Source organism: Bradyrhizobium sp. T-1 (assembly GCF_053592855.1).
Map to the genome: position 1 here is coordinate 1863374 of NZ_CM132115.1, position 22763 is coordinate 1886136.

General features: G+C 59.0%; 19 protein-coding genes and 2 pseudogenes. 11 read left to right on the top strand and 10 right to left on the bottom strand.

The window, feature by feature from the left end; genetic code table 11:
* Positions 1 to 18 precede the first annotated feature (18 nt).
* Together ACWAT4_RS08995 and ACWAT4_RS09000 are read right to left on the bottom strand one after the other, a co-directional pair.
* Positions 19 to 603 (bottom strand): polysaccharide biosynthesis/export family protein, encoded by a 585-nt coding sequence (locus ACWAT4_RS08995; protein WP_449730397.1) that lies wholly within the window; start codon positions 601 to 603, stop codon positions 19 to 21.
* Positions 604 to 733: 130 nt separating this feature from the next.
* Positions 734 to 1570, bottom strand: a complete 837-nt coding sequence (locus ACWAT4_RS09000) for an ExeA family protein (RefSeq protein WP_212427211.1) — start codon at positions 1568 to 1570, stop codon at positions 734 to 736.
* 274 nt (positions 1571 to 1844) lie between these two features.
* Here ACWAT4_RS09000 and ACWAT4_RS09005 point away from each other — a divergent pair, with 274 nt between their 5' ends.
* Both ACWAT4_RS09005 and ACWAT4_RS09010 read left to right on the top strand, forming a co-directional pair.
* The gene (locus ACWAT4_RS09005; protein ID WP_212427212.1) at positions 1845 to 3209 is read left to right on the top strand and encodes a GumC family protein; all 1365 of its coding nucleotides are present in this window, start codon (positions 1845 to 1847) and stop codon (positions 3207 to 3209) included.
* A gap of 14 nt (positions 3210 to 3223) precedes the next feature.
* Entirely contained in the window at positions 3224 to 4033 is an 810-nt protein-coding gene (locus tag ACWAT4_RS09010; RefSeq protein ID WP_212446812.1) for a CpsD/CapB family tyrosine-protein kinase, read from the top strand.
* Positions 4034 to 4076: 43 nt separating this feature from the next.
* Here the strand turns inward: ACWAT4_RS09010 and ACWAT4_RS09015 are convergent, their stop codons facing one another.
* Both ACWAT4_RS09015 and epsI read right to left on the bottom strand, forming a co-directional pair.
* Complete coding sequence (locus tag ACWAT4_RS09015) at positions 4077 to 4838, bottom strand: trypsin-like peptidase domain-containing protein (protein WP_449730398.1); 762 nt, start codon at positions 4836 to 4838, stop codon at positions 4077 to 4079.
* 11 nt (positions 4839 to 4849) lie between these two features.
* On the bottom strand, positions 4850 to 5548 hold the full coding sequence (gene epsI, locus ACWAT4_RS09020; RefSeq protein ID WP_449730399.1) for an exosortase-associated protein EpsI, V-type: 699 nt from the start codon (positions 5546 to 5548) through the stop codon (positions 4850 to 4852).
* A 273-nt stretch (positions 5549 to 5821) separates the two neighbouring features.
* On the opposite strand from epsI, the gene ACWAT4_RS09025 reads away from it, so the two are divergent.
* The 4 genes from ACWAT4_RS09025 (at position 5822) to ACWAT4_RS09040 (ending at position 8739) form a co-directional block, all read left to right on the top strand.
* Positions 5822 to 6700, top strand: a complete 879-nt coding sequence (locus ACWAT4_RS09025) for a SurA N-terminal domain-containing protein (RefSeq protein WP_449730400.1) — start codon at positions 5822 to 5824, stop codon at positions 6698 to 6700.
* A 54-nt stretch (positions 6701 to 6754) separates the two neighbouring features.
* Positions 6755 to 6976 carry an XrtV sorting system accessory protein gene (locus ACWAT4_RS09030; RefSeq protein ID WP_212427216.1) on the top strand — a complete coding sequence of 74 codons (222 nt, stop codon included), beginning with the start codon at positions 6755 to 6757 and terminating at the stop codon, positions 6974 to 6976.
* Positions 6977 to 7050: 74 nt separating this feature from the next.
* Positions 7051 to 7953 (top strand): exosortase, encoded by a 903-nt coding sequence (gene xrt, locus ACWAT4_RS09035; RefSeq protein ID WP_212446814.1) that lies wholly within the window; start codon positions 7051 to 7053, stop codon positions 7951 to 7953.
* A gap of 96 nt (positions 7954 to 8049) precedes the next feature.
* Positions 8050 to 8739 (top strand): metallophosphoesterase, encoded by a 690-nt coding sequence (locus ACWAT4_RS09040; protein ID WP_212446815.1) that lies wholly within the window; start codon positions 8050 to 8052, stop codon positions 8737 to 8739.
* Positions 8740 to 8803: 64 nt separating this feature from the next.
* Here the strand turns inward: ACWAT4_RS09040 and ACWAT4_RS09045 are convergent, their stop codons facing one another.
* Positions 8804 to 10030: a glycosyltransferase gene (locus ACWAT4_RS09045; RefSeq protein ID WP_212446816.1), complete on the bottom strand. Its 1227-nt coding sequence runs from the start codon at positions 10028 to 10030 to the stop codon at positions 8804 to 8806.
* A 175-nt stretch (positions 10031 to 10205) separates the two neighbouring features.
* Here ACWAT4_RS09045 and ACWAT4_RS09050 point away from each other — a divergent pair, with 175 nt between their 5' ends.
* From ACWAT4_RS09050 to ACWAT4_RS09070, 5 genes and pseudogenes are all read left to right on the top strand, one after another.
* Entirely contained in the window at positions 10206 to 11384 is a 1179-nt protein-coding gene (locus ACWAT4_RS09050) for a glycosyltransferase family 2 protein (protein WP_212446817.1), read from the top strand.
* Between the two features lie 826 nt (positions 11385 to 12210).
* A pseudogene (locus tag ACWAT4_RS09055) lies at positions 12211 to 12318 on the top strand (PEPxxWA-CTERM sorting domain-containing protein); the annotation flags it as partial.
* Between the two features lie 379 nt (positions 12319 to 12697).
* A complete protein-coding gene (locus ACWAT4_RS09060; RefSeq protein WP_212446818.1) occupies positions 12698 to 13636 on the top strand; it encodes a PEP-CTERM sorting domain-containing protein in 939 nt (312 codons plus the stop codon).
* A 317-nt stretch (positions 13637 to 13953) separates the two neighbouring features.
* A complete protein-coding gene (locus tag ACWAT4_RS09065; RefSeq protein ID WP_212446819.1) occupies positions 13954 to 14184 on the top strand; it encodes a hypothetical protein in 231 nt (76 codons plus the stop codon).
* A gap of 175 nt (positions 14185 to 14359) precedes the next feature.
* A complete protein-coding gene (locus tag ACWAT4_RS09070) occupies positions 14360 to 15091 on the top strand; it encodes a hypothetical protein (RefSeq protein ID WP_212446820.1) in 732 nt (243 codons plus the stop codon).
* 12 nt (positions 15092 to 15103) lie between these two features.
* Here ACWAT4_RS09070 and ACWAT4_RS09075 read toward each other — a convergent pair whose 3' ends face one another.
* The 5 genes and pseudogenes from ACWAT4_RS09075 to ACWAT4_RS09095 all read right to left on the bottom strand — a co-directional run bounded on the left by ACWAT4_RS09075 (position 15104) and on the right by ACWAT4_RS09095 (position 22664).
* A complete protein-coding gene (locus tag ACWAT4_RS09075) occupies positions 15104 to 15790 on the bottom strand; it encodes a hypothetical protein (protein ID WP_212446821.1) in 687 nt (228 codons plus the stop codon).
* 426 nt (positions 15791 to 16216) lie between these two features.
* Positions 16217 to 16318: pseudogene (locus ACWAT4_RS09080) on the bottom strand (PEPxxWA-CTERM sorting domain-containing protein); the annotation flags it as partial.
* Between the two features lie 850 nt (positions 16319 to 17168).
* The gene (locus ACWAT4_RS09085) at positions 17169 to 17834 is read right to left on the bottom strand and encodes a PEP-CTERM sorting domain-containing protein (protein ID WP_212427227.1); all 666 of its coding nucleotides are present in this window, start codon (positions 17832 to 17834) and stop codon (positions 17169 to 17171) included.
* A gap of 1016 nt (positions 17835 to 18850) precedes the next feature.
* Positions 18851 to 21445: an NfrA family protein gene (locus ACWAT4_RS09090; protein WP_212446823.1), complete on the bottom strand. Its 2595-nt coding sequence runs from the start codon at positions 21443 to 21445 to the stop codon at positions 18851 to 18853.
* A 193-nt stretch (positions 21446 to 21638) separates the two neighbouring features.
* Positions 21639 to 22664, bottom strand: a complete 1026-nt coding sequence (locus tag ACWAT4_RS09095) for an alginate O-acetyltransferase AlgX-related protein (RefSeq protein ID WP_449730401.1) — start codon at positions 22662 to 22664, stop codon at positions 21639 to 21641.
* Positions 22665 to 22763: the final 99 nt, after the last annotated feature.

Consider the following 22763-nt stretch of genomic DNA (forward strand, 5'->3'; position numbering starts at 1 on the left):
TGCACTTAAACTTGCGTCTTAGTCGAAGAATCCTCGTTCCGGGACCATGATCACGTCGCCCGCTCGCAGGACGATATTGCCTTCGAGATCCGCGCCGGCCTCATAAGCCCTATAGTTGAACATATAGATCGTTTCGTCGCCGCCGGGGGCCCGTCGACGCACCTGAATCCGCTTCTTCGCGGCGAAGGGACCAAGGCCACCGGCAAGCGATATCGCCTGCATCAGGGTGGTCGGCTGCCGGACGACGTAAGGCCCAGGCCTCAAAACTTCGCCCGTGACGAAGACCTTCGGCTTCAAGTCTTCTTCCGGAACATCCTTCGGCGCATTGGCGAGTGCGACCGTTACGTCCAGGGCGTCGTCCTTGTAGTTGGGCTTCAACTTCGCTCTGAGGACGTTCTCGAGTGCGAGGGGGGTCAGCCCGCGAGCCCGGATATGCCCGGCGAGCGGAAAGGCAATCTCGCCCAGCGGATCAACCACCACAGTCCGGTCGAGCTTTGGATCCTGCAACACGGTGATTGACAGGGTATCGCCAGGCTTGAGCGTCTGTGAAAAGGCAGAGGTGGCGAAAATGGCCATCAACACTGCCAGCAAAACCGTCCGCATGCTTGTTTCCTCTTCGCGAAGGGCGCAGATGCGCGAAGTAAAGTTTTAATCCTAATCTTTGCTGATCAACTCGAGCCAAGACATGCCCGCTGAAGCGGGCAACACTCGGAAATTACTGGGTTTGAGGTACTTAAGGAACCCGGGAGAGCTGCTTGACGGGAAAAATGCTGTACTGTTGCTTGTCTGCAATAACGTCCCGGACCAATTGGTCGCCGATGACCCTCTGGTTGTTGGCAAATCCGTACACCAGTGCGGTGTCGCAGAGGACGTTGATCATCCGGGGGATGCCGCCGCTGGCGGCCCCGATCAGCGCGCAGGCCTCTTGCGTAAAGAGGGGGCGCGGGGCGCCCACAGCCTGAAGGCGAAAGGCGATGTAGTTGGCAACTTCCCTTGTATCCAGCGGCCGCAGATGGAAATCCGACGAAATTCGCTGGGCGAACTGGTGCAGCTTGGGCAGCAACAGCAGGTCGCGCAACTGCGGCTGGCCTACAAGGATCAGCTGCAGCACCTGGAACTTGTCTGCATTGATGTTGGACAGCATCCGCAGATGCTCGAGTGCGTCCGGCTCGAGATTTTGCGCTTCATCGATAATCAGAACCGTCCGCCGGCCAGTCGCGTATTGGCCATGGAGAAAATCCTGTAAGTTCTTGAAAAGGTGTGGATAATTTCCGTCGAATGGCTGTCCCAAAGACATCAGGATCCATTGAAGCAGCTCCTCGCGCCCCTGCGGTGAGCTTGAGATCAGACCGAGCGTCAATGTCGGGCTGAGCTTCTTGAGGAGGTGCCGCACGAGGGTCGTCTTGCCGGAGCCGATTTCCCCGGTGATGACAGTAAACCCGGCATTGTTCATGATGCCAAACTCCAGCATCGTGAACGCCATCGAGTGCATCTTGCCCCAGTAGATCAGGTCTGGGTCGGGCAGAATCGAGAATGGCTTCTCGCGCAGTTGATAATATGACTCGTACATTCTGCCGTTCTCTAGCCTGCCTTCGCCGCCTTATAGCTCACCTCTCGCAAAACCAGCTATCCGGGCCGCCGCGAGTATTGAACGAAATTGCCTAAAGAACGACTCACGATCGTCATTAAGGCTGACAATTCAAATCCTTCTCGCGGCGCAATAATTAATGAGCCTCTATGCAATTTCGATGCTAAAATCCATTTGGAAGATTGCAGGCTGGCCGAACTTACAAAATTACGTTTTCGCGCTTTGCAGGTCGCACCAACCAGGTTTCTGAAAACGCATGCTGCAAAAGATTGATTTTGAAGACAGTTTCGACGGTCAGGTCGAGCAGGATCGGTCTCATCTGCTGCGGCCTTCCTATTATCTCGATATCATCAAACGGCGCTGGCCCTTCTTTGTCCTGCCGTTCATCCTGATTGCCGTTGCCGGAACCGCTGCAGTGCTGATCTGGCCCCCGACCTATCTTTCCGAGGGCAAGATTCTCGTCCAGTCGCAGCAGATTCCCACCGAGCTCGTGCGGCCGACCGTCACCAGCGCGGCGCAGGAGCGAATCCAGGTCATTCAACAGCGCACGATGACACGGGACAACCTGATCGCGATCGCCGACAAGTTCCAGCTTTTTCCCGAAAAGCGTACGCTCATGTCGGTGACCGAGCTGGTCGAGCTGATGAAGAAATCGACCAAGATTTCGCCGGTCGATCCCATCCTCGATTTCAAGCAGCGGACGAGGGCCGCCCTGGAAAATCCGACGATCGTCTTTTCGGTTGGCTTTGAGTATGGCGATCCTGCCGTTGCAGCTCGTGTTGCCAACGAACTGATGACACGAATTCTGAACGAGGATCTGCGCGATCGGACGAGCCGCGCGACAGACACGTCGCGGTTCTTGTCCCGCGAAGTTCAGCGGCTGCAGACCGAGAATGCGGCACTCGATGCAAAGATTGCCCAACTTCGCATTGCCCAGGGTAAACCGGCGACGACGTCCTCCGGCCCGGACCAGCCGACGAGCACGCTCGCTCAATTGAAGGCAGAGCTGATTCAGAAGAGCGCGCTTTATTCGGACAAGCATCCGACAATCCAGTCGCTGAAGCGCCAGATTCAGGCGATGGAAAGCGTAGCTCAGGCGCCGGCTCAGACTTCAACCGGAAATGACGCCGCGGCAGCGGCGAGCCTCGATGCTCTTGTCGCTCAGCAGGAAAGCTTGCAGAAAAACCTCGAAACAGCCACTGCCAAGCTGATGGCCGCACGCTTGGGCGAAAACCTCGAAAAGGATCAGCAGTCCGAAAAGCTCGAGGTCATCGAACAGCCGACCGCGCCTCAGGAGCCGATCAAGCCGCATCGTCCAAAGCTCTTGGCCCTTACGATGGCTCTCGCGTTTGCAGCTGGCGTGGGCCTGACGTTTGTTCTCGAGCTGACCGACAAGGCGATTCGGCGAAGCAGCGATTTATCTGCGATCGTCGATAACCGTCTCATTGTTCCGGTGCCTTATATTGCGACCAAGGCGGAGCTGCGCCGGCAGAAGGTTCGCGGCATCGCTGCCGTCGTGGTCGTGGTCCTGGTCGTCGTCGCCCTCCTTGGAGGCGCCTACTTCTTCATGCCGCCGCTCGATCTCATGCTCGCGAAGGCGCGGGCGGGTCTGTTCCGCTAATCCGAGAGGTTCTGATGGACTCGATCAAGCAGGCCGTGGAGCTGGCGCGCTCCAGCGACAGTCTCGTACAGCAGGAGCTCATCGGCGGATCGAAGCCGATCGCTGCAGGGCAGCGCGAGCCGGTCTCGGTACGAGAAGTCCGTCTCGATCCGGATCATCTCGAGGCCAATCGTATCGTGGCTTTCACGACCGGTGGCGAAAGCGGCCGCTACTACGACATGTTGCGCACCCAGGTGCTGCAGGAGATGGACAAGAAGAACTGGCAGTTTCTCGCTGTCACTTCGCCCACTGCTGGATGCGGAAAAACCGTGACTGCGTGCAATCTCGCGATGAGCATTGCAAGGCTTCCCGAGCGGTCGGCGCTGATCGTCGATCTCGATTTGCGCAAGCCTATGGTCGCGAACTATTTCGGATTGCCACGGAGCGGCGGCGTTCTCAGTGTGCTCGATGGACAGATCCCGGTTTCGGCGGCGGTTACAAAGGCCGCGGTCGGGCCGAACAGCTTGTTTGTGTTGCCAGGCTCGGCGCCAACGCACGGTTCGTCCGAGTGGATGGCCTCACAGACCATGACGGTGTTGCTTCAGGCGATCAAACGGGAGTTCCGTTCCCATACCGTGATCTTCGATTTGCCGCCCATGCTGCTCGGGGATGACGTGATCTCGATCCTGCCGCGCATGGATGCGGTCCTGCTGGTGACCGGCGTGGGAAGCTCATCGGTGGCCGACGTCAAGGAATGTCAGAAGCACCTCGAGCGTGTCCCCGTTGTGCGTGTTGTCGTCAACAAGGCATCTGAAAAGATCGATACCTATTACGGGTACTACTAGGGGCGCGGGATCGCTCGGTTTGGCGGACGGTCAAATCGAGATCCTATCGTGCATCAAACGTTCCTGCAGGAACGAACGCCGCGATCTCAGCCGCAGGTACGAAGTATTTGGCGATGTCGTACGTCTCCTCCTTTCGGGTCACCAGATTGGTCCGTTTCTGACTGATCTTCCGGCTCATGATGCCGAGTAGGCACCTCTGCTTCACATCGAAGACGCCCGATCCGGAATTGCCGGTTTTCGCGACGTCGACAATCGCCGTATTGAATCGTCGAACTGCCGCAGGAATACGCTCCGGGGCGATGATGCGGGAACGGACAACCGCTTCGGGCACGACCGTGACGACTTCCTGGCCCGGCCGCGGGGGAGTGTCGCAAAGACGCATGCGTCTGAGCCTCAGCCGCATTGGCAGGAGGTTTTCTTCGACCGCGAGCAGGGTCAGGTCGGTTGCCTCAAGCTGGCCTTCTTTGATGACCCGCGTCGGAAACTCTTGGCCCGAGATCGTGACCTTTGGTCGCGTAAACCATGTCCGGCCGGCGACGTGCGCCGCGGTTAGAAAATAGCCCTGTCCGAGATAGATTCCGTAGCCGGGCCCCCATGTCTGCATGGGAGTTTGATGAATATTCACGGCGTATGCGAGCAGGGTCTCGTCGGTCGTTTGGGCTGTGGCAACCTTGACGGTTGCCAACAGCAGCAACGCCATCCATGCGGTGACCCGAATGGGATGGCTGGCGCTCTCTCTACCACGATCGATATATCGCTTGGTGCCTTTGCGTTCGTCAGCCGAAGCTATCACGCTTGCCGCCATTCGAAATCCGATCAGGACCTATCCAGGAAAAATTCCCTCTCCTGAGATGGCAACGCGGTGAGCAGATCGCGGATGAACTGGTCCTGCAGCTTGAAGGACGCCTCCTTGTTGAGGCCGGTTGTCGATACCCTGATCAGGGAGCCATCGGGAATGATGCCCCGCAACCCGTATTTAAGGCGGCTGATCTGATTGTCGACGACACCGTTGGAGATTTCGTTGCCGACCTTCATCCAATAGGTGATCGGTTCGTAACGCGATTCTCGTTCCGCAATCAGCCGCGTGATCTTCAGCGCGCCGTCGGCAACGGCGAGTGTCGAGGCGTTCTTCTCGGACACGCGAAAGCCATTCGCGGTATAGCAGATCTCGGGCCGATGAGCCTTCAGCTTGTAGTTCTGAACTGGGCCGTAGGCGACCAGCAGCATCACGATATGGCCTTCGCCGTCGGTGTAGCCCCGCGCGACTTCCTGGCTGTAGACCTTGGCTGAAAGAGGGTCCGGCGGCTGGACATAGGCTTCCGGATCGACCGGCTTGACGGGGCTGATTTCGGGCACCAGCTTCCAGGTGCCAAACTGCTTCGGAATGACGGTTTCGAGGCTCTGGGACGCTGTCGTGCGCGCCATCAATTGACGTGGTGCGAAGACCTCTCCTGCTATGGCCGTGCCAGCAATCGCGATCGATGCGAGAACAACTCCAACCCGGCTGGACTTCATCGTGCGGCTCCTGTTGCGACGGTTTGATTGTTAGCCGTTCTCGCCAGTCGGATAAAGGGCCGATGCTGCTGACTTACCTCACAAAAGTGTCACGGACGGGCCGCAACCCCGAATTCCCGGATTAAGCTAAATAGCGAATTCTCGACGGGGCGCGTTCGGCCGTCTCGACGGCTGCCCATCGGGCCTTTACTGATGCTTCCATGCTCAAAGCCGGGGCGGACTTTGGTTGCTCCTGGACCCTTAACGATTTTGAATTGAAGAACGGAGCGTCGGGTGAATAGGCTTCGCAACTTGTACATTGCTCGTGTGGTGTTGTTCCTGTCGGCGTCCGGCTTGGTTCTCGGTGCTTGCGGACAGAAGAGCGGAGAGCAGCCGACTGCAGCCAAAGGCCAGGTCGTTGCCCACGTTGGAAACGAAGTCATCACCACGCAGGAGCTCGAAAACGAGTTCAGGTTCGCCAACGTCCCGCCGGACAAGCAGAAGGATCCCGAGGTGCTGAAGCGGGTGCTCGGCGAGATCGTCGTGCGAAAATACCTTATGCAGCAGGCAATGACGGCGAAATTGGATCGCGAACCCGGAGTGCTTCTGGATCTGTTGCGGGCTCGCGAACAGGTTCTTGGCAATGCGACGCTCAATCGCGCCGCGAACGCCAAAGCGGCCAACAGAACCGATCTCGATCGTTACATCGCAAAGAACGCATGGAAGTTCGGCGATCGAAAGTTGTTCAGTGTGGAAGAGGTCATCATTCCGATGACTCCCGCCACGCAGGCTTTCGTGAGCGCGAACAAGGACGCCAAGACGCTCGACGAAGTGCAGCAACAACTGGCGGCAAATGGAATCCCCCATGCGCGCCAAGCCGGCGTACTCTCGAGCAGCGATTTTTCGGAGGAGCTCGCGGGGCTGGTCCAGAGGCGGAAGGACGACGACATCTTCTTCACCCGCGTGGGTTTGAACGGGATGTTTTTCAAGGTGAAGAGCGAAGAGACGCGCCCGCTGGAAGGGGAGGCTGCGCTGAACACGGCACGACAGGCGATGCGGGCGGACACAATCGCCGCTGAGCTCGGCTTGGCCGCTTATTCAGCACGACTCGAGGCGAAATATGAGGGCGAGTATGCCGACCTCATGAAGCAGGGTGACGCCAAGTCACAATAGGCTGCCGACGCGGCCGCCGTCCAAGCCACTCCTCTTTTGTTCAGTGTATGGAACATGGCAACCGTATTTGACGTCGTTACCGTCACGAGTTTTGTCGGGTTGGTGATCGCCTTCTTTCAATTCTCAGATCGCGAGATTCGGACGCTCGTGTACTTGATGTTGGCAGGCGTCGTCTTTGCCGTCGCCAATCAGGTCGGGAATGCCGGACATTTTATTCTTGCGTCGGTTCTGGTCGTGGCGGGAATAGTCTTCGCTGCGCTGGTCATTAAAAGATAGTCGATTGTTGGAGCGGGCAATGGTAGTTTCTGCCGTTAAATGAGAATTGATATTTTGTCGCAGAGCTCAAATTGATGACTGATATTCATATCCGTAAATCGTTCGGAGCGGGTTTGTCGGCATCCCTTTTGGGGCCCGTGCTGGTTGGCGTGGCCATCCTTGGCGCCTATGCGCCGACGATCCGTGGCCTGATCAATGGCCCCTGGCAGACCGAGCAGGAGGGGCACGGACCTCTCATTATTGCCGCGACGCTGTGGCTGGTTTGGCAATCGCGGGATCGCCTGAAGCGGGTCGAGCTTGCGCCGGCGCCGGTTGCCGGTTGGGCGGTCCTGCTGTCCGGGCTAGTGCTATTGTACCTCTCGCGGTTGCAGCAAGGGTTGCTGACCGTCGAGATGGGGTCGGTCCTTCCCGTTATTGTTGGGTCGATCCTGATCTGTGCCGGCTGGCCGATGCTTCGGAGCTTGGCCTTTCCGATCGGCTTCCTGATCTTCGCAGTGCCGATGCCCGACTGGCTCGTCGATTCGATGACGGTCCCGCTGAAAGTGTTCATTTCCGACACGGTGACCAGGGTTCTTTATGCAGCTGGTTTCCCCGTCGCCCAGAACGGCGTCATGATCATGATCGGAACCTATCAACTGCTGGTCAAAGACGCTTGTTCCGGCATGAATTCGATTTTCGCTTTGTCCGCCATTGGCGTGTTCTACGTTTACGCCTTTCGATGGAAGGAGAAGTTGCGCGGTCTCCTGCTCCTGTTGTCGATCGTTCCGATCACGATTCTTTCCAACTTCATTCGCGTCTTTGCGTTGGTCCTGATGGCCTATTACGGTGGGCCTGATCTGATCGAGGGCGTCGTTCACGATCTCACCGGCATCAGCCTGTTCGTCGTGGCGCTGCTTCTGCTGTTCATCTTCGATGGAGTTCTGGGGATGATCATCAGGCTGGTCGCCAAACTGGGACGCGGCGCTGCCGCGGCCTGATGCGGGCTCAATGCCGAGATTGCGCTGTGGCTTCGATTTGCAAGCGGGATTTCCGGAGTTGGAGCGGCGGCATGGTGCTCGCCGTTGTAGGCGAGCATGACCCTGACCTACGCCATTCCGGACCTTCACGGCCGCTTCGATCTGCTTGACCTGGCATTGTCGCAGATTCTGGAGCACGCTGGTGGCCAAGATGCGCGCGTCGTAACCCTCGGAGACTATGTCGATCGCGGACCCAATAGCCGCGAGGTGATCGAATTGCTGATGGCTTGGCCGTTTCCGAGCCTGCGGCTCGTGCCTCTCAAGGGTAACCACGAGGCGATGATGTGGGAGGCGTGCAACAATCTCGTTGAGAGCGAGTACTGGCTCGCGAATGGTGGTGACGCGACGCTGGCGTCGTATGGCGAATTTCGTGCGGGCGATTCGATTCGAAGCCTCATTCCCGAGCGGCATTTGCAATGGATCGGTGAGCTGCCGACCATCTATGCGGACACGCACCGGGTATTTGTCCATGCCGGCGTGGACCCGCTAGTCCCGCTCAATCAGCAGCGCGAGCAGACCTTGCTTTGGAAGCGATATCCAAAAGGGTTCAGTTTAGGGCATGGCAGGCGTCATGTGGTTCATGGACATCATGCCGATGAGCGTGGTCCGGTCGTGTCCAAGGGCAAGACCAATCTCGACGCCATGGCGTGGAGGACAGGGCGACTTGTCGTTGGGATATTTTGTGACGATACGCCTGGAGGCAGTGTCGAGTTTCTGGAAGCTTGCGGAAAGCCTCACGCGGAATAATGGGAGGCCGGACCCGCGAACCTCTTCGGCGACCAGCGAGAGTCCCCCCGCGACGGGTTTCAACCTAGGCAGCAGTCGCGGGTGCCTTCCCGGCAGATTGGAAAAGTTCGGCCAGACGGGCCGCCTCACGATCGATATCGTGGAAGCGAAGCACCTTCATTCGAGCCTTCGCGCCCATCGCCTGAATTTGCTCGCCAGGACTTTCCAGGCAGGCACGCATCGCGGCGGTGAGGCTATCGACGTCTCCAGCTGATACGAGCCATCCGTGCTGATCGGGCTCAACCAGCTCCGGTATGCCAGCAACGAACGTGCTGATGACCGGGCGTTGCAACGCCATCGCTTCCATGATGACGACGGGAAGTCCTTCGGCAAAGCTGGGCAAGACCAGGGCCCGGGAGGCGAGGATCTGTGCTCGGACCTCGGCGCTCTCGATCCAGCCCGTGATCTTCACAACGGATCGCAATTGGTAGGCGTCGATCAGCCTTTCGAGCTCGCCACGCATCTCGCCATCGCCGGCAAGAACGAGCTCGAACTTGACGCCTGTGTCCATGAGTTGCTTGGCCGACTCGAGCAGCAGCAGCTGGCCTTTCTGCTCGCAAAGCCTGCCGACACAAATGAGCCGAGAGGCCGCGGGGAGGGAGGTGACGTCGGTGTGTCCGTAGAACGAAGGCTCGAGGCCGCACCTCACGATCCTGATCTTGTGCCATTGATCGTGGGCCACCTGTCGGAAAAGCTGGCTGCGTCCGAAGGAGCTGATCGCAACGACGAAGTTCGCGCGCCTGATCTTCTCCGGCAAGGCAATGAACTGAGCCTTGTCGAACTCCTCGGGGCCGTGAACAGTGAAACTCCAGGGCGGCCCGCCCAATGCATGAACCAGCATGGCGACTTCAGCCGAGTTCGTCCCAAAGTGGGCGTGGAGATGCTCGGCCTTTTCAGCGGTGATCCACTGGGAGACGAGACACGCTTCGAGCAGATAGACGAAGTGCACAGGCAGCGGCCGTTCTGCGCGTCGCCCCAGCTTCCAAACCAGTGCCAGTGCCTTCAACATGGCGGCCGGTCGGCTCGCCAGCATCTTGAAGAAAGCGAGAAGAAGGGCCTTGGTGCCGCGTTGGAGGACGAAGCGTGTCTTCTGTGCTTCCGACTGGTCTTCGGGGCCGAGGTGATCTGTGCCGTCTCCCCGAATTGATATCCGCAGGATCTCGTGACCTTGGCGTTCGAGCGCGAGAATTTCCCTGCGAATGAAACTGTGGCTGATGGCAGGATACCGATTAACCAGATAAGCAATTTTCATCGGTTCGATCTCGGGCTGCTTTCGCTGCTCGGCCGACCGGTTTGACTGGGTGGCGAGGCTGCTTGTAGTTTTGCCGACCTGAAGGCACTCATACAGCCTTCCATCGAAGTTCCTCGGCGCAAGGTTGGATGTGCGCCAATGACTATCCCGCAGTCGGCTGAATGATCAACGGCAGATGGTGTTTCTGACCCTCATAATCGGTTTGGCGTTAATTCCGACGCTCACGCTTTTCGTCGAGGTCTTGGCAGCGATTGCGCCAGGCCACGAGCCAGCCTCCGACGGCGGCCTCGTCGCGGGCACGGTCGCAGTGGTGATCCCGGCTCACAACGAGAGTGCCGGCATCATTCCGACGCTGAGAGACATCGTGCCTCAGTTGCGAGAGCGCGACCGCCTCATCGTGGTGGCGGACAATTGCAGTGACGACACAGCGGCCGTGGCAGCAGCTCACGGGGCACAGGTCCTCGTTCGGAACGAACCCGACAAGCGCGGCAAGGGTTACGCGATGGCCTGGGCCGTGGGGCATCTGGCGAACGATCCGCCGGATTTCGTTCTCTTCGTGGATGCGGACTGCCGCTTGCAGTCCGATTTTGTGACCGGAGTGCTCAGCCACTGCAGCCAACGGGCGAGGCCAGTTCAGGCACTCTACCTCATGACTGCGCCGGAGCCTCCCAGTGATAGCCAGCGCGTCGCCGAATTCGCCTGGCGTCTGAAGAACTGGGTTCGGCCGCTCGGCCTGACCTTCTTGGGGCGTCCGGTACAGCTCATGGGCACTGGCATGATGTTTCCCTGGAGCGTGATCCGGTCTGCGCCGCTTGCGAGCGGCAACATCGTCGAGGACCTGAAGCTCGGACTGGATCTGGCTCTCTCGGGCAGTCCGGCCTGTTTTCTGTCTTCGGTTCGCGTCACCAGCGAATTTGCCGCGACGGAGCGCGGCGCTGAAACGCAACGGCAGCGCTGGGTTCAGGGGCATCTGGCCACGATCGCCGATTACGTCCCGCGTCTGCTCGCAACCACCCTCGTCAGGGGAAATGTCGATCTGCTGGCGCTGGCGCTCGATCTGCTGGTGCCTCCGCTCTCGCTGCTGGTGATGATCGCGGGCGGTGCTCTGGTGGTCGCGACTGCATTCGGTTTGCTTACGGGGGACCCGCTTCCGGCGGCGCTGGCTTTTCTCAACCTCGTCTTGCTTGCCGTCTCGATCATGCTCGCCTGGAGCAGATTTGGCCGTGATGTCCTGCCGGGTGGGAAAGTCCTCTCGGTCATGAGTCAGATCCCGCAGCGGTTGCGCCTGTTTCGAGGTCTTGCGCGGGGGCGGGCATCAGAATGGGTCCGGACGGACCGCCAAAAGCCGGAATGAGCGATCCCGCCGAAGGCGGAGCATTTTCTCGAGGCTCTTTCGCTTGATATCACCCGATGAATTAATTACAGCCGATTCGTCGTTTTGAGCTTATTCAGCGGCCCTCGGGAGGCCGATTCTCGCCCGCTTCTGCGGAATGTGAATGCAGCGCAACAACGCCGCTCCATTTAAAATCCCGGCTTGGTTAATTGAGCCGGCAGCGGCGCCGTAGTCCCCAAGCAATGAAATTCCTGAGGAATTTGGATCGGGATCTCACCGCGATCGATGATTGATTAAATAATGGCTTTATTCTGCTAAAAACTTAATCGAATTTATTTGAAGATTGATATTGCGTTGCCCCTAACCAGCCGCTAACAGTTCCACCCACCAGACATTGTGGACCATCAGGTCGGAGGAGTTGTCGAAAATGACACGATTTAAGTCTTTGTTTATTGCCGCTGCGAGCCTGATTTGCTTCTCGGCCAGCCAGGCCGATGCGTCGGTCATTGTGGACTCGTTCACGGTCACCCCGACCACGGTTGCGGCCGGCGGTAGCCCGACCTTCTCGTTGCAGCTGACCTTCACCTACGACACGGGTCCGAAGAACCTCGAAAAGTATGACGGCACTGTTTCGTTCCTCGACGGCAACGGCGACGTCAAGGTCGTCGGCCCGATGACGGTCAACGTGAACAAGAACACCGGCTCGGTTACGGAAACTTTCTCCTATTCGGCCTTCAGCCTGCCGCCCGGCCAGTATCCGACGTCCTACACCTATGATTTCAACGCGACGTATCCCGGCGCGTCCGCGACACACCACTACACCGGCTCTGGCGATGGCCCGCTCGTGACCGCCGTTCCGGAGCCCGCTACCTGGGCGATGATGGTTCTCGGCTTCCTGGGCGTCGGCTTCGTGTCGTATCGCCGTCGCGCTGGGTCCTCGCTTCGTCTGGCCTAATACCAAACGACTGACCTGATCTTGGAAAAGCCGCTGCAAAGCGGCTTTTCTTTTGTCTGCGATCCTCCGAGCCAGAATTTTCTGCGCCGCCGCCAGGCGGCTTTTGATTTTTGGCGAGGTCAGCTGTGCCGAGTTCGATTTAATCAGCGTTCCGGGGTTTGCGTAGCGTGGGACGCAGGGTTGAACCCAAATCACCTCCGAAGCGACTAAGCCCGCACGATGGCGGCGCTGTGGCGGGTGCGCTGACGTTAACCCTGCCACGCACAGTTGAGTGATTTTGGGCTTACCTCCATCATTGATGACGACAAACGGTAAAATCTAAGATAAATAGCAGGTTAAATGGTCCCAACTTAATCGTCGGGCCAGCCGGAGAATTGGAATGTCGTTTAGGTCATTTTCATCCATCGCTTTCATTGCCGCCTGCCTCGCCTCGTCGTCGGCCCTGGCCTCTGAGATTACGGTGACGAGCTATGACATGAACAATGGTAATGGGGCGACGCAGTACACGTTCGGCCCAAACTATTTCGACTTCAGCTACACGAATAACGTGACGCATACGGTTGACCCGAACGCCGGCAAAAATGGCTCGAACCAGCCGGTCCCTAATAATGCTGCGCCCAAGGATGCACTGCTAACGGGTGGCAAGGGCATTTTGGCCGACGGGACGATCGCAACTCAGGTCTATTCATTGGTGACAGGTGCGACCGGAACGATTCAGAATGGTACGTATCTGAACGGGCAGCCCACCCAGTATGTCGGGTGGAAATACCAGGATCCGACCATCGTATTTCACCTGCAGCCCGGCAGTCAGGTTGGTTCGATCAACCTCTATGTTGCAGCCAACAACCCTGCCATTGGGAATCTCAACGGTCTGGTCGCGGCGCCGCAAAATGTGCTGTTGAATGTCGATGGCAAGTCCGTAGCAGCGAGCATGGCGGAAACCCTGCTCAATCCGTTTACGGCCATGATCACGCTGAGCGGGTTCGGCTCGTTGTCCTCGAGTTCATTGTTCAGCCTGACGCTCGAGCGGGGAGCGTTGCAGCAGGACGGTATCAACTACCGGGATAATCACGTCGTCGGACCAAACGCAGGCAAGGTATGTGATCCGATGTGTTTCGTCGATGACGTTAGCGGCTTCTACGAAAATGCGGCGTTGGGCAATAATGGTTTGGGCTACGAGCCCTGGATCATGTTGAGCGAAGTGCAGTTCTTCTCGTCGGCTGTTCCCGAGCCCTCGACGTGGATCATGATGATCGCTGGTTTCTTCGGGATCGGCACGCTTGCTTATCGCCGCAGGCGCGAGTTGGCGTCCGCCTGATCTTTCTTGGCGCTCCTTCAGTAGCAGGAATGCGCGCTGAAGGGCGTACGGGCCGTTTCCACAGGGTCGAGTTGGTAGAGTCGATGTATCTGTGTCGGCCGAGCCGAACTGTCTTGCCTTGCGAATAGGCGAGCAGGGTTTTTATTCCCATTGAGGCGATCTCATCAGGGGCGAGCGACTGCTACTTGTTGTCGCGCCCTGACGCAACGATGTCACGCCACCGAGAAATCCCTCCGCCGCTTGGGAGTCGATCTGTCGACTCGTTGGCCGAGATGATATGGGAGGTTGCGGCGCGCAACCTTTGGCGGAGACATGTGATGTTGCCTGACTCGATCACGAGCGTGCTGCTCGCCGCGCTCAACGCGGCAGACGAGGCAGTCGAGCGTGATTCGACCCTGACCGAACCGATCAGCGCTGAAGCCGCTCCCGCCGCGCAGGCCCTGGCCAATTTTGCCAAGCTGTCGATGCCGGATTTTGGAGAAGACCGTCCGAACCGGTTTGCGGCCACCATCTGTTTGAGCATGGAAAAATTCAAGTCGGCGTCTTGATCGGACTGCGATCTCGGAGGCTTCATCGCACTGGCGCGTGAGTCGGCTTGTCCGGTTGGCAGGGGCATTTCTCGCGCGCGGCGGATTGTCGATTCGGCTATATTTTGTCACGAATCAGTAAGCGTTCGATTCAATATCCCGAAAATCCCAGCAAGACAGATCTAGCGACGCGAGAGTGCTCTCCCGCGGCTGGCCTTTGCGATTCGCCTCGGCGGATGACGACGATCAGCAAGGGCTCGCCGGCAAAGCTGTTTTCATTCCCGCTTCAATTGACGAGGACAAGTTCGTGAACATTTTGAAGATTGCGTCGGCTGCTCTGCTTGGCGGCATGCTTGCGGTGACATCCGCCAACGCCGGCGTCGTGACCGAGCAGTTCAATTTCAAGAGCGATTCCTACGTCATTCAGGGACAGTTTACGTACGACAACGCCACGCATGACGTCCAAAACATTACCGGGACGGTTCTCGCAACCGGCCTTGCTGCGGGATTTGGCGGTGCAATCCATGGCATCGTTGCTTCCCCAGTGGATTCCAACAATCTGCCCTTCTTCGTGGTCGACAATAAGTTCGATCCTGCCGCGGGAGGCTTCTCCTTCTACGGAATCCTGTTTTCGTTCGGGACCGGAAACTACGGCAATTTGTTCTCCTACGATCCCGCGCTTTCCACTTTTCCTCCTCCGTTTCCCGATGCGAGCCCGGGCTTCTCTGCCTTCCTGCCGAATCCTCCAACCTCGACGACAAGCGGCGATTCCGGGCCGCTCTATTCTCCCGGCGAGCTAGGGACCCTTGAATTGAGCGCGGTCGGCGCGGTGCCGGAGCTGCCCACCTGGGCCATGCTGATCTTCGGTTTTCTCGGAATCGCAATAGTGCTGCGCCGAGGACGCCGATTGAGAGCTCTTGCGAGCTGAACGCTGGCCAGCTCAACTGCGAGCGCAGACAGCCGGTAATCTTCCCGGCTTGGACAGGCCCTCGGGGTGGCGTAAGCTGCTCACGGCCTCGGGAGCTTGCCCATGCAGATCGTCGGAACCTGTCTGAATTGCCTGCCGGAATACGGCGCGTTTTGCGTGAATGGGGTGGCCGCGGCGACTATCTTGAGCATTTGCGTCGTCTGGGATCGCTTGCGCCGGCTCGACGTTCAGCGCGATTGAAGCGCGCGCCTCTGGTGTTGCGGTTCTGCCCTCTGACATGCATGTCCCAGCGCTCGTACTCTCGTTGTCGAAAGCCGTGGCGAGACGTATCGAGCCATGGCGATGCGCACGATATTCATTGGCCAACGTGTGTTGCGCTTTGTCGGCGGCTGTCCCCGATTCTAGCTTATGCGAAACTTTTTCGGAGCTGCCTGGTAGCCGCGATCCCGCTGCTGAGGCGCCGTGTTCATGTTGCGAGCACATGAGCATTGATGCTTGGGCACGTTTTGCAGCTCGCGGTACGAAGAGTGTCACGGAACCTTGATCGAACTCCTTTGCATCGGCCTGTGACCAACGCAGGGAAAGCGGACAATCGATCTGCTCGGATCCAGTCTGCTTGGTTTTTTGGGCGGGGATTTTCATGAAAGAGATATTGCCGAAGGCACGGAAGCCGCGCGAGACGACGAAGCCGAAGCGCATTCGTAAGAAGGCGCCGACTCCAGAAAGTATCGCGGAGCAATATCTGGAAGTATTGCGGTTAAGACAGCGGTTGCTCGAGGCGCATGCTTCGCGGTCCACCCGCCAGTGAGAATGATGACCATGCGTTCACTGTCGTCAATTTCCCAGGGGCTCTGACCGTCGAAATCCGCGGGGTGTCGGGGCTGGGCTAAGGCGTGCCATCCAGGCTTGCTGCGCGCTCCGTCATGAGCTCGAACGAAAAGTCGATCCTGCCAGCAATCCAATTCCTGCAGCCAATGGGGTCTGGCATAGACACAAGACCCCAGCTCCGAGTTCGGATCGGAGCTGGGGCGCTAGCTAAGTTCATCAAGGAGCGTTGTGTGTTCGTGCCGGACTGCGCAGATCATCGCGCGATGAAGTCAGGCTCGCATGCCTTCTGAGAGCCTTTCAGATTGTAGCGGTCGCCATCGCCCGCTTGCGGCGATAGGTCATGAAACCGAGGCCGCCAAAGCCCAGAAGCATCATGGCCCAGGTGGAAGGCTCGGGCACCGCGCCAGCGACGGGAGGCGGGTTCGACGTCACGTCCGAGAGGTGCCCGGTGATCGGATCCTTGGCATCAAGCGAAAATAGATAGATGTCATCGATCGCCAATTTGAACGAACCGCCGTCGTACTTAATCGTCTGAGGCTTGCCAAAATCGATCTCGACGTAGCCCAGGCCGAAGAAGATCAGGCCGACGAGGTCCGCGGTAAAGATGCTCGAGCCGGCGCCGGTCGGCGATGTGAACGAGACCTTCAGGTCGAACGTCGTTGCCGATGGGTCGTCGAACAGGAAGTTCTGAAGCGACATGCTGCCGAGGTTGAGGCTCGGCCCCGACTTGTTCGTAGCCGTCGTTCCCTTGAAGTTGAGCCCGCCTTCGCCGTGAACCGCTCCGCCAGTCGAGGCAGTCGCGGCGGCCGTGCAGCTCGGTCCGCTCGTGAAGCATCCGCTCGTCGAATAGCTATAGACAAGCGCAGCCTGGCTTGGCGCGCTCCAGAGGATGGGCGTAGCAGCCAGGCCAGCCAAGACAATGTTCTTAATCTTCATTTTCTGCCCTGTTGGTATTTTTTGATTTAATTTCTTTTAACTCGCGTTTTCGGCGTAAGCCGATTTCGTAGCGCGGTCAACGTGTAACACTAAGACGGTGTTAAAATATTCGAGACCGCCTTGTTTATATGTACGGTGTGTGAACCCCTGGTCATATTGTGCCGCGGGGGCCCGGTTTCGGGTGCTCCTCGATTAAATTTGCGCTGGTTGGTCGTCTCGGTTGGAAATCACCAAGCCTGGTCGCCATTCTTCTGAGGACAAAAAGAAGACCGCCCAAGGCGGTCTTCCGTGCGACATGCGTCGGGGCAAGAGCTCAAGCTGCGCCGAGTGCGCCTTCCTGCTTGCGACGGCTGGCGAGCAAGCCGAAGCCGGCGAAGCCGAGGATGATCATCGCCCAGGTTGACGGTTCGGGTACGGGGCTTGTGATCGTCGCCGAGAAGGCGGCGTCCCTGAAGGTCACGGACGTCCAGCTGGGACCGTCGGCAAGAACATTGGCCCACACCATGTTGCCAAGGTTGGGGATTGCGTTGGAGTTGCAGGCGCCAAACGACAAGCAATCCCCAACGGTCGCGAGGCCGCTGTCGTTGGCGATTCCGTAGGTGCTCAGGAACGCAACATAGGTTTGGCCTTGCGTGACGTTGGCACCCACGGGAGAGAAGTCGAGAAGGCCGGCTGCGCCAGACACGACGGGGCTCTGCCAGAGCAGAGTGGTCGGCTTGGAGCCGTCCCACAGGTACACCGCGCCATACAGCGAAGGGATGGTCGAGCTGTTCAGCGTGAACCGAAAATCGGTAAGTGCGCCCGTCGTCGAAGCGGTGAACGTCTGTCCCACGAATTGCGTTTGCTGACCGCCGACCGAAGCGCCGGAGAGGTACATAAAGCTGTCGGTGTTGGTCGGATTGCTGATCACGTCAGCTGACGCAGGGGCCGCATGGGCCAGAAATCCTGCGATGGAAAGTGCAGTTATTTTACGAAACATAAGAGACAGCTCCCATTTTTCTTAGAGTGAGGGAGACGTCGCACGACGGTTCCGATGCCTTGATGACAGTGAGGCAACGGACGTCCGGGCTATTTGCCGCATCCTCATTCGGAGCTTGGTGACGCAGGCGTGCTTGGTCACGCGCATCTCGCGGAACTCAACTTTCGTAGCAAGCAGGCTTCAGTCCGAGCAGTCCTTGCAGCCCTCGCACGTGATCAACGTCGTCGACTTTGTTCATCTTCATAAACGGCCATTCATTTCCAACATGCATTTTGCGTCGTTGACCAGAATCGAATTGACGAAAACTCAGCCAGGGCGTTAGGCTTCATCGCAATACCACAGCAAGAATCTCGTCACGTACGCCCGAATTTTCGTGCGCTGCGTTCCCCACGTGGAGTGGTGTTGCTGCGGTTGTTTGCTTGGCTTGGAATTTTTTGCATGTTGAGCGGGTCTACGGGACGTTGATCGAACCACGCTGCACGTCGCGTGACCAACATTGCTTCGGTCGTTGTGGTTCAATGCATTGGTACACGTTTTGCTTCTTGTTAGACCTTGGAGATTTTCATGAAAGGTGCTTTTCCGAAGGGACGGAAACCCCGTGAATTGAAGAAGGCCAAGCGGGTGCCAAAGCGGCCTCCGGTCGGAGAAACTATTGCTGAGCGCTACCTTGAAGTCTTGCGGCTCAGGCAGCGTGTCCTCGAGGCGGATACCTGGCGCCTCGATCGTCACTAAGGATTTGGAAGATGCGCTCGCTTTACGTCACGTCACTCGTGGTCGGGATGGTTGCTTGGCTTTGGGCGATCACCACGGGAATCGTGTGGATCTTTGGCGCATAAGACCAGCGACCAGACAAGGACCGCCCGAGGGCGGTCTTGGAAGACGAATCATTGCCTGGTTCATCAGATCGCGCTCGGGGCCGGTCGATTGCGGCTTCGATAGGCAAAAAAGCACATTCCGCAAAGTAACGGACGTGACGACTCGCCCCAATTGAGCGAGCGCCTTCAGACGACGGCTGCTCAATAGTTGATGGACGTCTGCGCGAAGATGCCCTCGGCGCGCTTGTCGCCGGCAACCCTGAATCGGTATTGCAACGTCAGCTCCCAATAAGAGGGAGGCGCAATATACTTTGTCTCGCCGAACCAGTAGCGGATGGAGCCGCCGAGGCCGGCGGAGTAAGCGTCGCGAACTGCGAATGAATCGTCGTAGCTGGCCGCAATGACGGCGTGCGGGAAGAACACCAGGTTTCTGCTGATCGGATCCAGCCGGAAGCTGTGACCAAAGCGTCCCTCGAACAGCCCGACCAGCTGCGTCTTCTCAAAGAAGCGGTCGACCTCCGTGTAGATGTACCAGGTCGGCCAGTGAGTATCGATCGCCCGCAAGTCGGTCCCGACCGTGTAGGAATAGGCTGCTCTGAGCAGCGTATCATCGCGCGCCGCGTCGCCGAGCCGGAACAGCTTGTCGACCTCGAGGACGAGGTTGTGGTCGGAGAACGGCTTCCACCGCGCGCCGGCCATGCCCTGGGTCGTGCGCAGTCCGGTGGGGCCGCCAGCCTGGTCATACAGTGTCTCGAATACCCGACCGAAAACCTCGAACAGCGCGCCGTTGCGGTTTCCGAATTCCTCGGGCCGGTAATAGATCTCGGATCCCAACTGCGAGGTGTAGGTGCTTGCCGGCGAGTTGATGGTCAGGAAGGGATTGGGAGCCGATCCAACCTTGCCGTAGGAAATCGAGCTATTGACCCCCCAGACGCGTGTCAGATCCGCCACCGTCCGCCGTGTCTCGAACAGCTTCTGGTCGTCGATATTGATGCGCCCGTCCGCCTTCGCATCGATGCCTTCCATCAGATAGGCAACGGCCTTCGGATTCTGGAATTGCCGCATCGCCGTGTACCCGGCATCGATGGTCGCCCGGGGAGGAAGTGCACCATTGGCTTTCGCGCGATCGAACAGCTCCAGCGCCACCTTATCGTTGCCGACCGCAACGCCGATATATGCCACGTCCGCGTCCCTGATCGACCGGAGTTGTCCGCGCGCGATTGCCGCATCGAAGATCGCCCGTGCTTCGGGCTTCCGATCCAGCTCCAGAAGCGTGTTGATCTGCGCCTGGATGGCGCCATCCCGCTGAACGTTGGTCAGCGACAGGCGCTCAGCGGACCTGAAGTCCCGCAAGGCCTCTTCCTTCCGTCCCAGGCCTTGATAAGCGTAGGCGCGCCGGATGGTGAATTCATAGTCAAGGCCTGCGCGCGGAATGGAGCGCAGTGCTCGCTGCAGATCCTTGGTCTTGAGCGCGGTGTCGACCAGCGCGAGACGGACATTCCGCACCTGCTCGGGTGGAAGCCCTCGCGCAAGTGCGGTCTCCCAATCGGCCATCGCGCCTCGGTCATTGCCGTTGCGGCTCCGTGCAAACCCGCGCTGCGCGTAGATCTCGGCATTGGCGAGGCCGTCAGCGATCGCACGGTTGGCTGTGGCTTCAGCTTCGGCGGGCCGGCCGGCCGTGAGCTGCAGATTGATCAGCAGCAGCCGGGTGCTGGCGATCTCGGGCGCGTCCGCGATCGCCTTCTTGGCCTCCTCGATCGCTACGCCGTAGTTCTTGGCCCGGCTGGCCTCGTAGGCCTTTCCAGCCGCTTCAATGCCCTCGGCCTTTTTGTCGATGGGCGTGGCAACGCTTTGAACGAGCGGCGCCTGCAGACTGCACACCGAGCCATAGGGCGTATCGCGGCAATCCTGCACGGGCATCGGCATGAGCTTGCCGTCGCCCTTCAGCGTCGCCTTGCCTTCGGCAGCGGCATCAGCGTCGCCGATCCGTGTGACGACCAGCGGGTCCGTCTTGGGATAGGGTTGAAGCAGGCTCTGGACCGCTCGAGCGTCGCCAGACGCAAGGGCTGCGTCGGCCGCAATCAATCGGATCTGCTTCTTCTCGGTGTCGGTGAGATCGGGCAGACCAAGTGCCGCATTGAAGTCGGCGGCGGCGAGGGTCCGGTTGCCGAGCTTCTGGTAGATATAAGCCCGCCAGACCACCGGCACGTAGTTACCGGGATCGAGCTTGATCGCCTCCGATGCGGTCTCGGCGGCACCTGCAAGGCTGTTGTCGGCGAGTTGGGCCGCGAGCAAGAGCAGCCGATAGGACATCACGTCCGGTCCGTACTCCACGGCCTTGCGAGCGGCACGTATGGCGGCCTTCGTGTCACCCCGTTCGAGCGCCTTGTAGCCCTCGCCAGCCGGCTGTTGTGCAAGGCGCTGGCGAATGCTGGCTTGCCGGGACTCGAGCTCCTGGTTCGAGGCGAAGGTCGCAAGCGCCGCCGCAGTCGCCTGTTCAGCCGATGCGAGATTTCCTGCGGCAACCAGCGAGTCGATCAACAGCAATCGCAAGCGGAGGATGTCGGGCCGCAGCGCGACCGATGCAGCAGCCTGCGCCGCGGCCGCTTGATAGTTGCCTTGTCCAAACGCCTTATAGGCCTCTTCGGCAGAGGTGTAGGCTTCGCCCTCGAGCGGACGATCCGGGTCAGCGCTTTGGGCGCCCGCCGGGCAGCCCAAGACAAGCGAAAGCAGAAGACCGCCGATGGCAGCCCGCAGCTTACGTCGTCCCGGACGTTCAGCACCCCAAATAAACATGGCCCCCAACAGGCGGATAAAACTTACGTCCCAGAGATTAGCGGAGGGGGCGATTTGGCGGAACCGGAATTTGATCTCCGACCGCAACAAGGCCTTCAAAAGTCATGATTTTCCGCGGTGTGTTGCGCAATTGCTTCGATAATTGTTCTGCAGTTTCAGGTAGCAGGCCGCTCATCAGAGAAAATTAAGCTTTTCATCGATTTTTTAAGGCATCTGCAACCTTGCCGCGCCACGCGGCAGAAGTGGAAATACTCTGTGGTGCCCATTCGCCAACGGCGTCGGGCCCGTTCTGGATTTGCGCTTCGTTGAACTGCCAGACGAGGTACCTGACGGAGGCCGTCGTGAATTCGCTCGATTGGAGATATTGCAGCAGCGTCGCCCAGGGCCCGACATCTCCGGGATTCCATTTCAAGGCGACGGGCCGGTCGATCTTGTTGGACAGGCGCTGCGGAAACCCGAAATAGGGCTGCACGAAGCTGTTGCCGACGACGGCGACCGGAGACGGGTCTGGGTCGAGCAGCCCGGCTGCAGGGGGAGCCGCCGCGCGGATGACGTAGGCTTCGGGCCCGATCGCTCGTTTTCGTTCTGGAGGCAGGAAGTTGGCGGCAAGATCGCCCAGGTGCCGGTCGCTCATCCATTCGCCCAGCGGGGCTCCGGTGCCCGGCTTTCCCGGCAGCGGTCCCTCGGTCGTGATCATATCGGCGACCAGATCCGCCGTGGCTTCCGCCGCGAAAGTCGTCCAGTGGAAATCGGTGCGGTAAAACACCTCTTTTTTTGCGGCCAGCACGGTTCGGAGCGCGTCCCGGACGTCGGGAGCTTTGATGCCCTCGGCACGCAGCCCGGTAAGCAGCCGGTCGTAGCGTGCCCGCACGAGGTCGGACATGGCTGCGCCGTCGGGGAGCAGGGCTTCGTAATAGCGTGGCTTCAGGGGGACCACCACGACGACCAATTTAACGTTCTTCTCGGCCAGCAGGGTTGCCGTTTCCGAGATCAGCCGGAGCGAGGCCCTTTCGGCCTCCGGTTTTGCCGTCGTCAGGCTCTCCCAACCCGCGAACAGCCAGTTGGACCGGCCTTCCACGACGGCGTCATTGGCCTGAACCGGCATCGCCGCGAGACATAGAAGGAGGCCTGTCGCCGCCACGATTTTTTTGAATTTAATCAGACGGCTGCTGATGGGGGAAAAAACCGGTGCGTCCGGCGCAGGCTGGGCAAAAATCATGCAAGTCAGGGCTGTTTTGGCGGTTCGCGGCAACGATAGCTGAAACTGGCCCGGCGCCAAGAGGCCATCAGCTCGTGACTTAATACTTAGTCTGATTGG

Bases quoted from the DNA above. Each gene is read 5' to 3' on its own strand.
- ACWAT4_RS08995 (WP_449730397.1), bottom strand. From the start codon at position 603: ATGCGGACGGTTTTGCTGGCAGTGTTGATGGCCATTTTCGCCACCTCT.
- ACWAT4_RS09000 (WP_212427211.1), bottom strand. From the start codon at position 1,570: ATGTACGAGTCATATTATCAACTGCGCGAGAAGCCATTCTCGATTCTG.
- ACWAT4_RS09005 (WP_212427212.1), top strand. From the start codon at position 1,845: ATGCTGCAAAAGATTGATTTTGAAGACAGTTTCGACGGTCAGGTCGAG.
- ACWAT4_RS09010 (WP_212446812.1), top strand. From the start codon at position 3,224: ATGGACTCGATCAAGCAGGCCGTGGAGCTGGCGCGCTCCAGCGACAGT.
- ACWAT4_RS09015 (WP_449730398.1), bottom strand. From the start codon at position 4,838: ATGGCGGCAAGCGTGATAGCTTCGGCTGACGAACGCAAAGGCACCAAG.
- epsI (WP_449730399.1), bottom strand. From the start codon at position 5,548: ATGAAGTCCAGCCGGGTTGGAGTTGTTCTCGCATCGATCGCGATTGCT.
- ACWAT4_RS09030 (WP_212427216.1), top strand. From the start codon at position 6,755: ATGGCAACCGTATTTGACGTCGTTACCGTCACGAGTTTTGTCGGGTTG.
- xrt (WP_212446814.1), top strand. From the start codon at position 7,051: ATGACTGATATTCATATCCGTAAATCGTTCGGAGCGGGTTTGTCGGCA.
- ACWAT4_RS09040 (WP_212446815.1), top strand. From the start codon at position 8,050: ATGACCCTGACCTACGCCATTCCGGACCTTCACGGCCGCTTCGATCTG.
- ACWAT4_RS09045 (WP_212446816.1), bottom strand. From the start codon at position 10,030: ATGAAAATTGCTTATCTGGTTAATCGGTATCCTGCCATCAGCCACAGT.
- ACWAT4_RS09050 (WP_212446817.1), top strand. From the start codon at position 10,206: ATGGTGTTTCTGACCCTCATAATCGGTTTGGCGTTAATTCCGACGCTC.
- ACWAT4_RS09060 (WP_212446818.1), top strand. From the start codon at position 12,698: ATGTCGTTTAGGTCATTTTCATCCATCGCTTTCATTGCCGCCTGCCTC.
- ACWAT4_RS09065 (WP_212446819.1), top strand. From the start codon at position 13,954: ATGTTGCCTGACTCGATCACGAGCGTGCTGCTCGCCGCGCTCAACGCG.
- ACWAT4_RS09075 (WP_212446821.1), bottom strand. From the start codon at position 15,790: ATGCGCTTCGGCTTCGTCGTCTCGCGCGGCTTCCGTGCCTTCGGCAAT.
- ACWAT4_RS09085 (WP_212427227.1), bottom strand. From the start codon at position 17,834: ATGTTTCGTAAAATAACTGCACTTTCCATCGCAGGATTTCTGGCCCAT.
- ACWAT4_RS09090 (WP_212446823.1), bottom strand. From the start codon at position 21,445: ATGTTTATTTGGGGTGCTGAACGTCCGGGACGACGTAAGCTGCGGGCT.
- ACWAT4_RS09095 (WP_449730401.1), bottom strand. From the start codon at position 22,664: ATGATTTTTGCCCAGCCTGCGCCGGACGCACCGGTTTTTTCCCCCATC.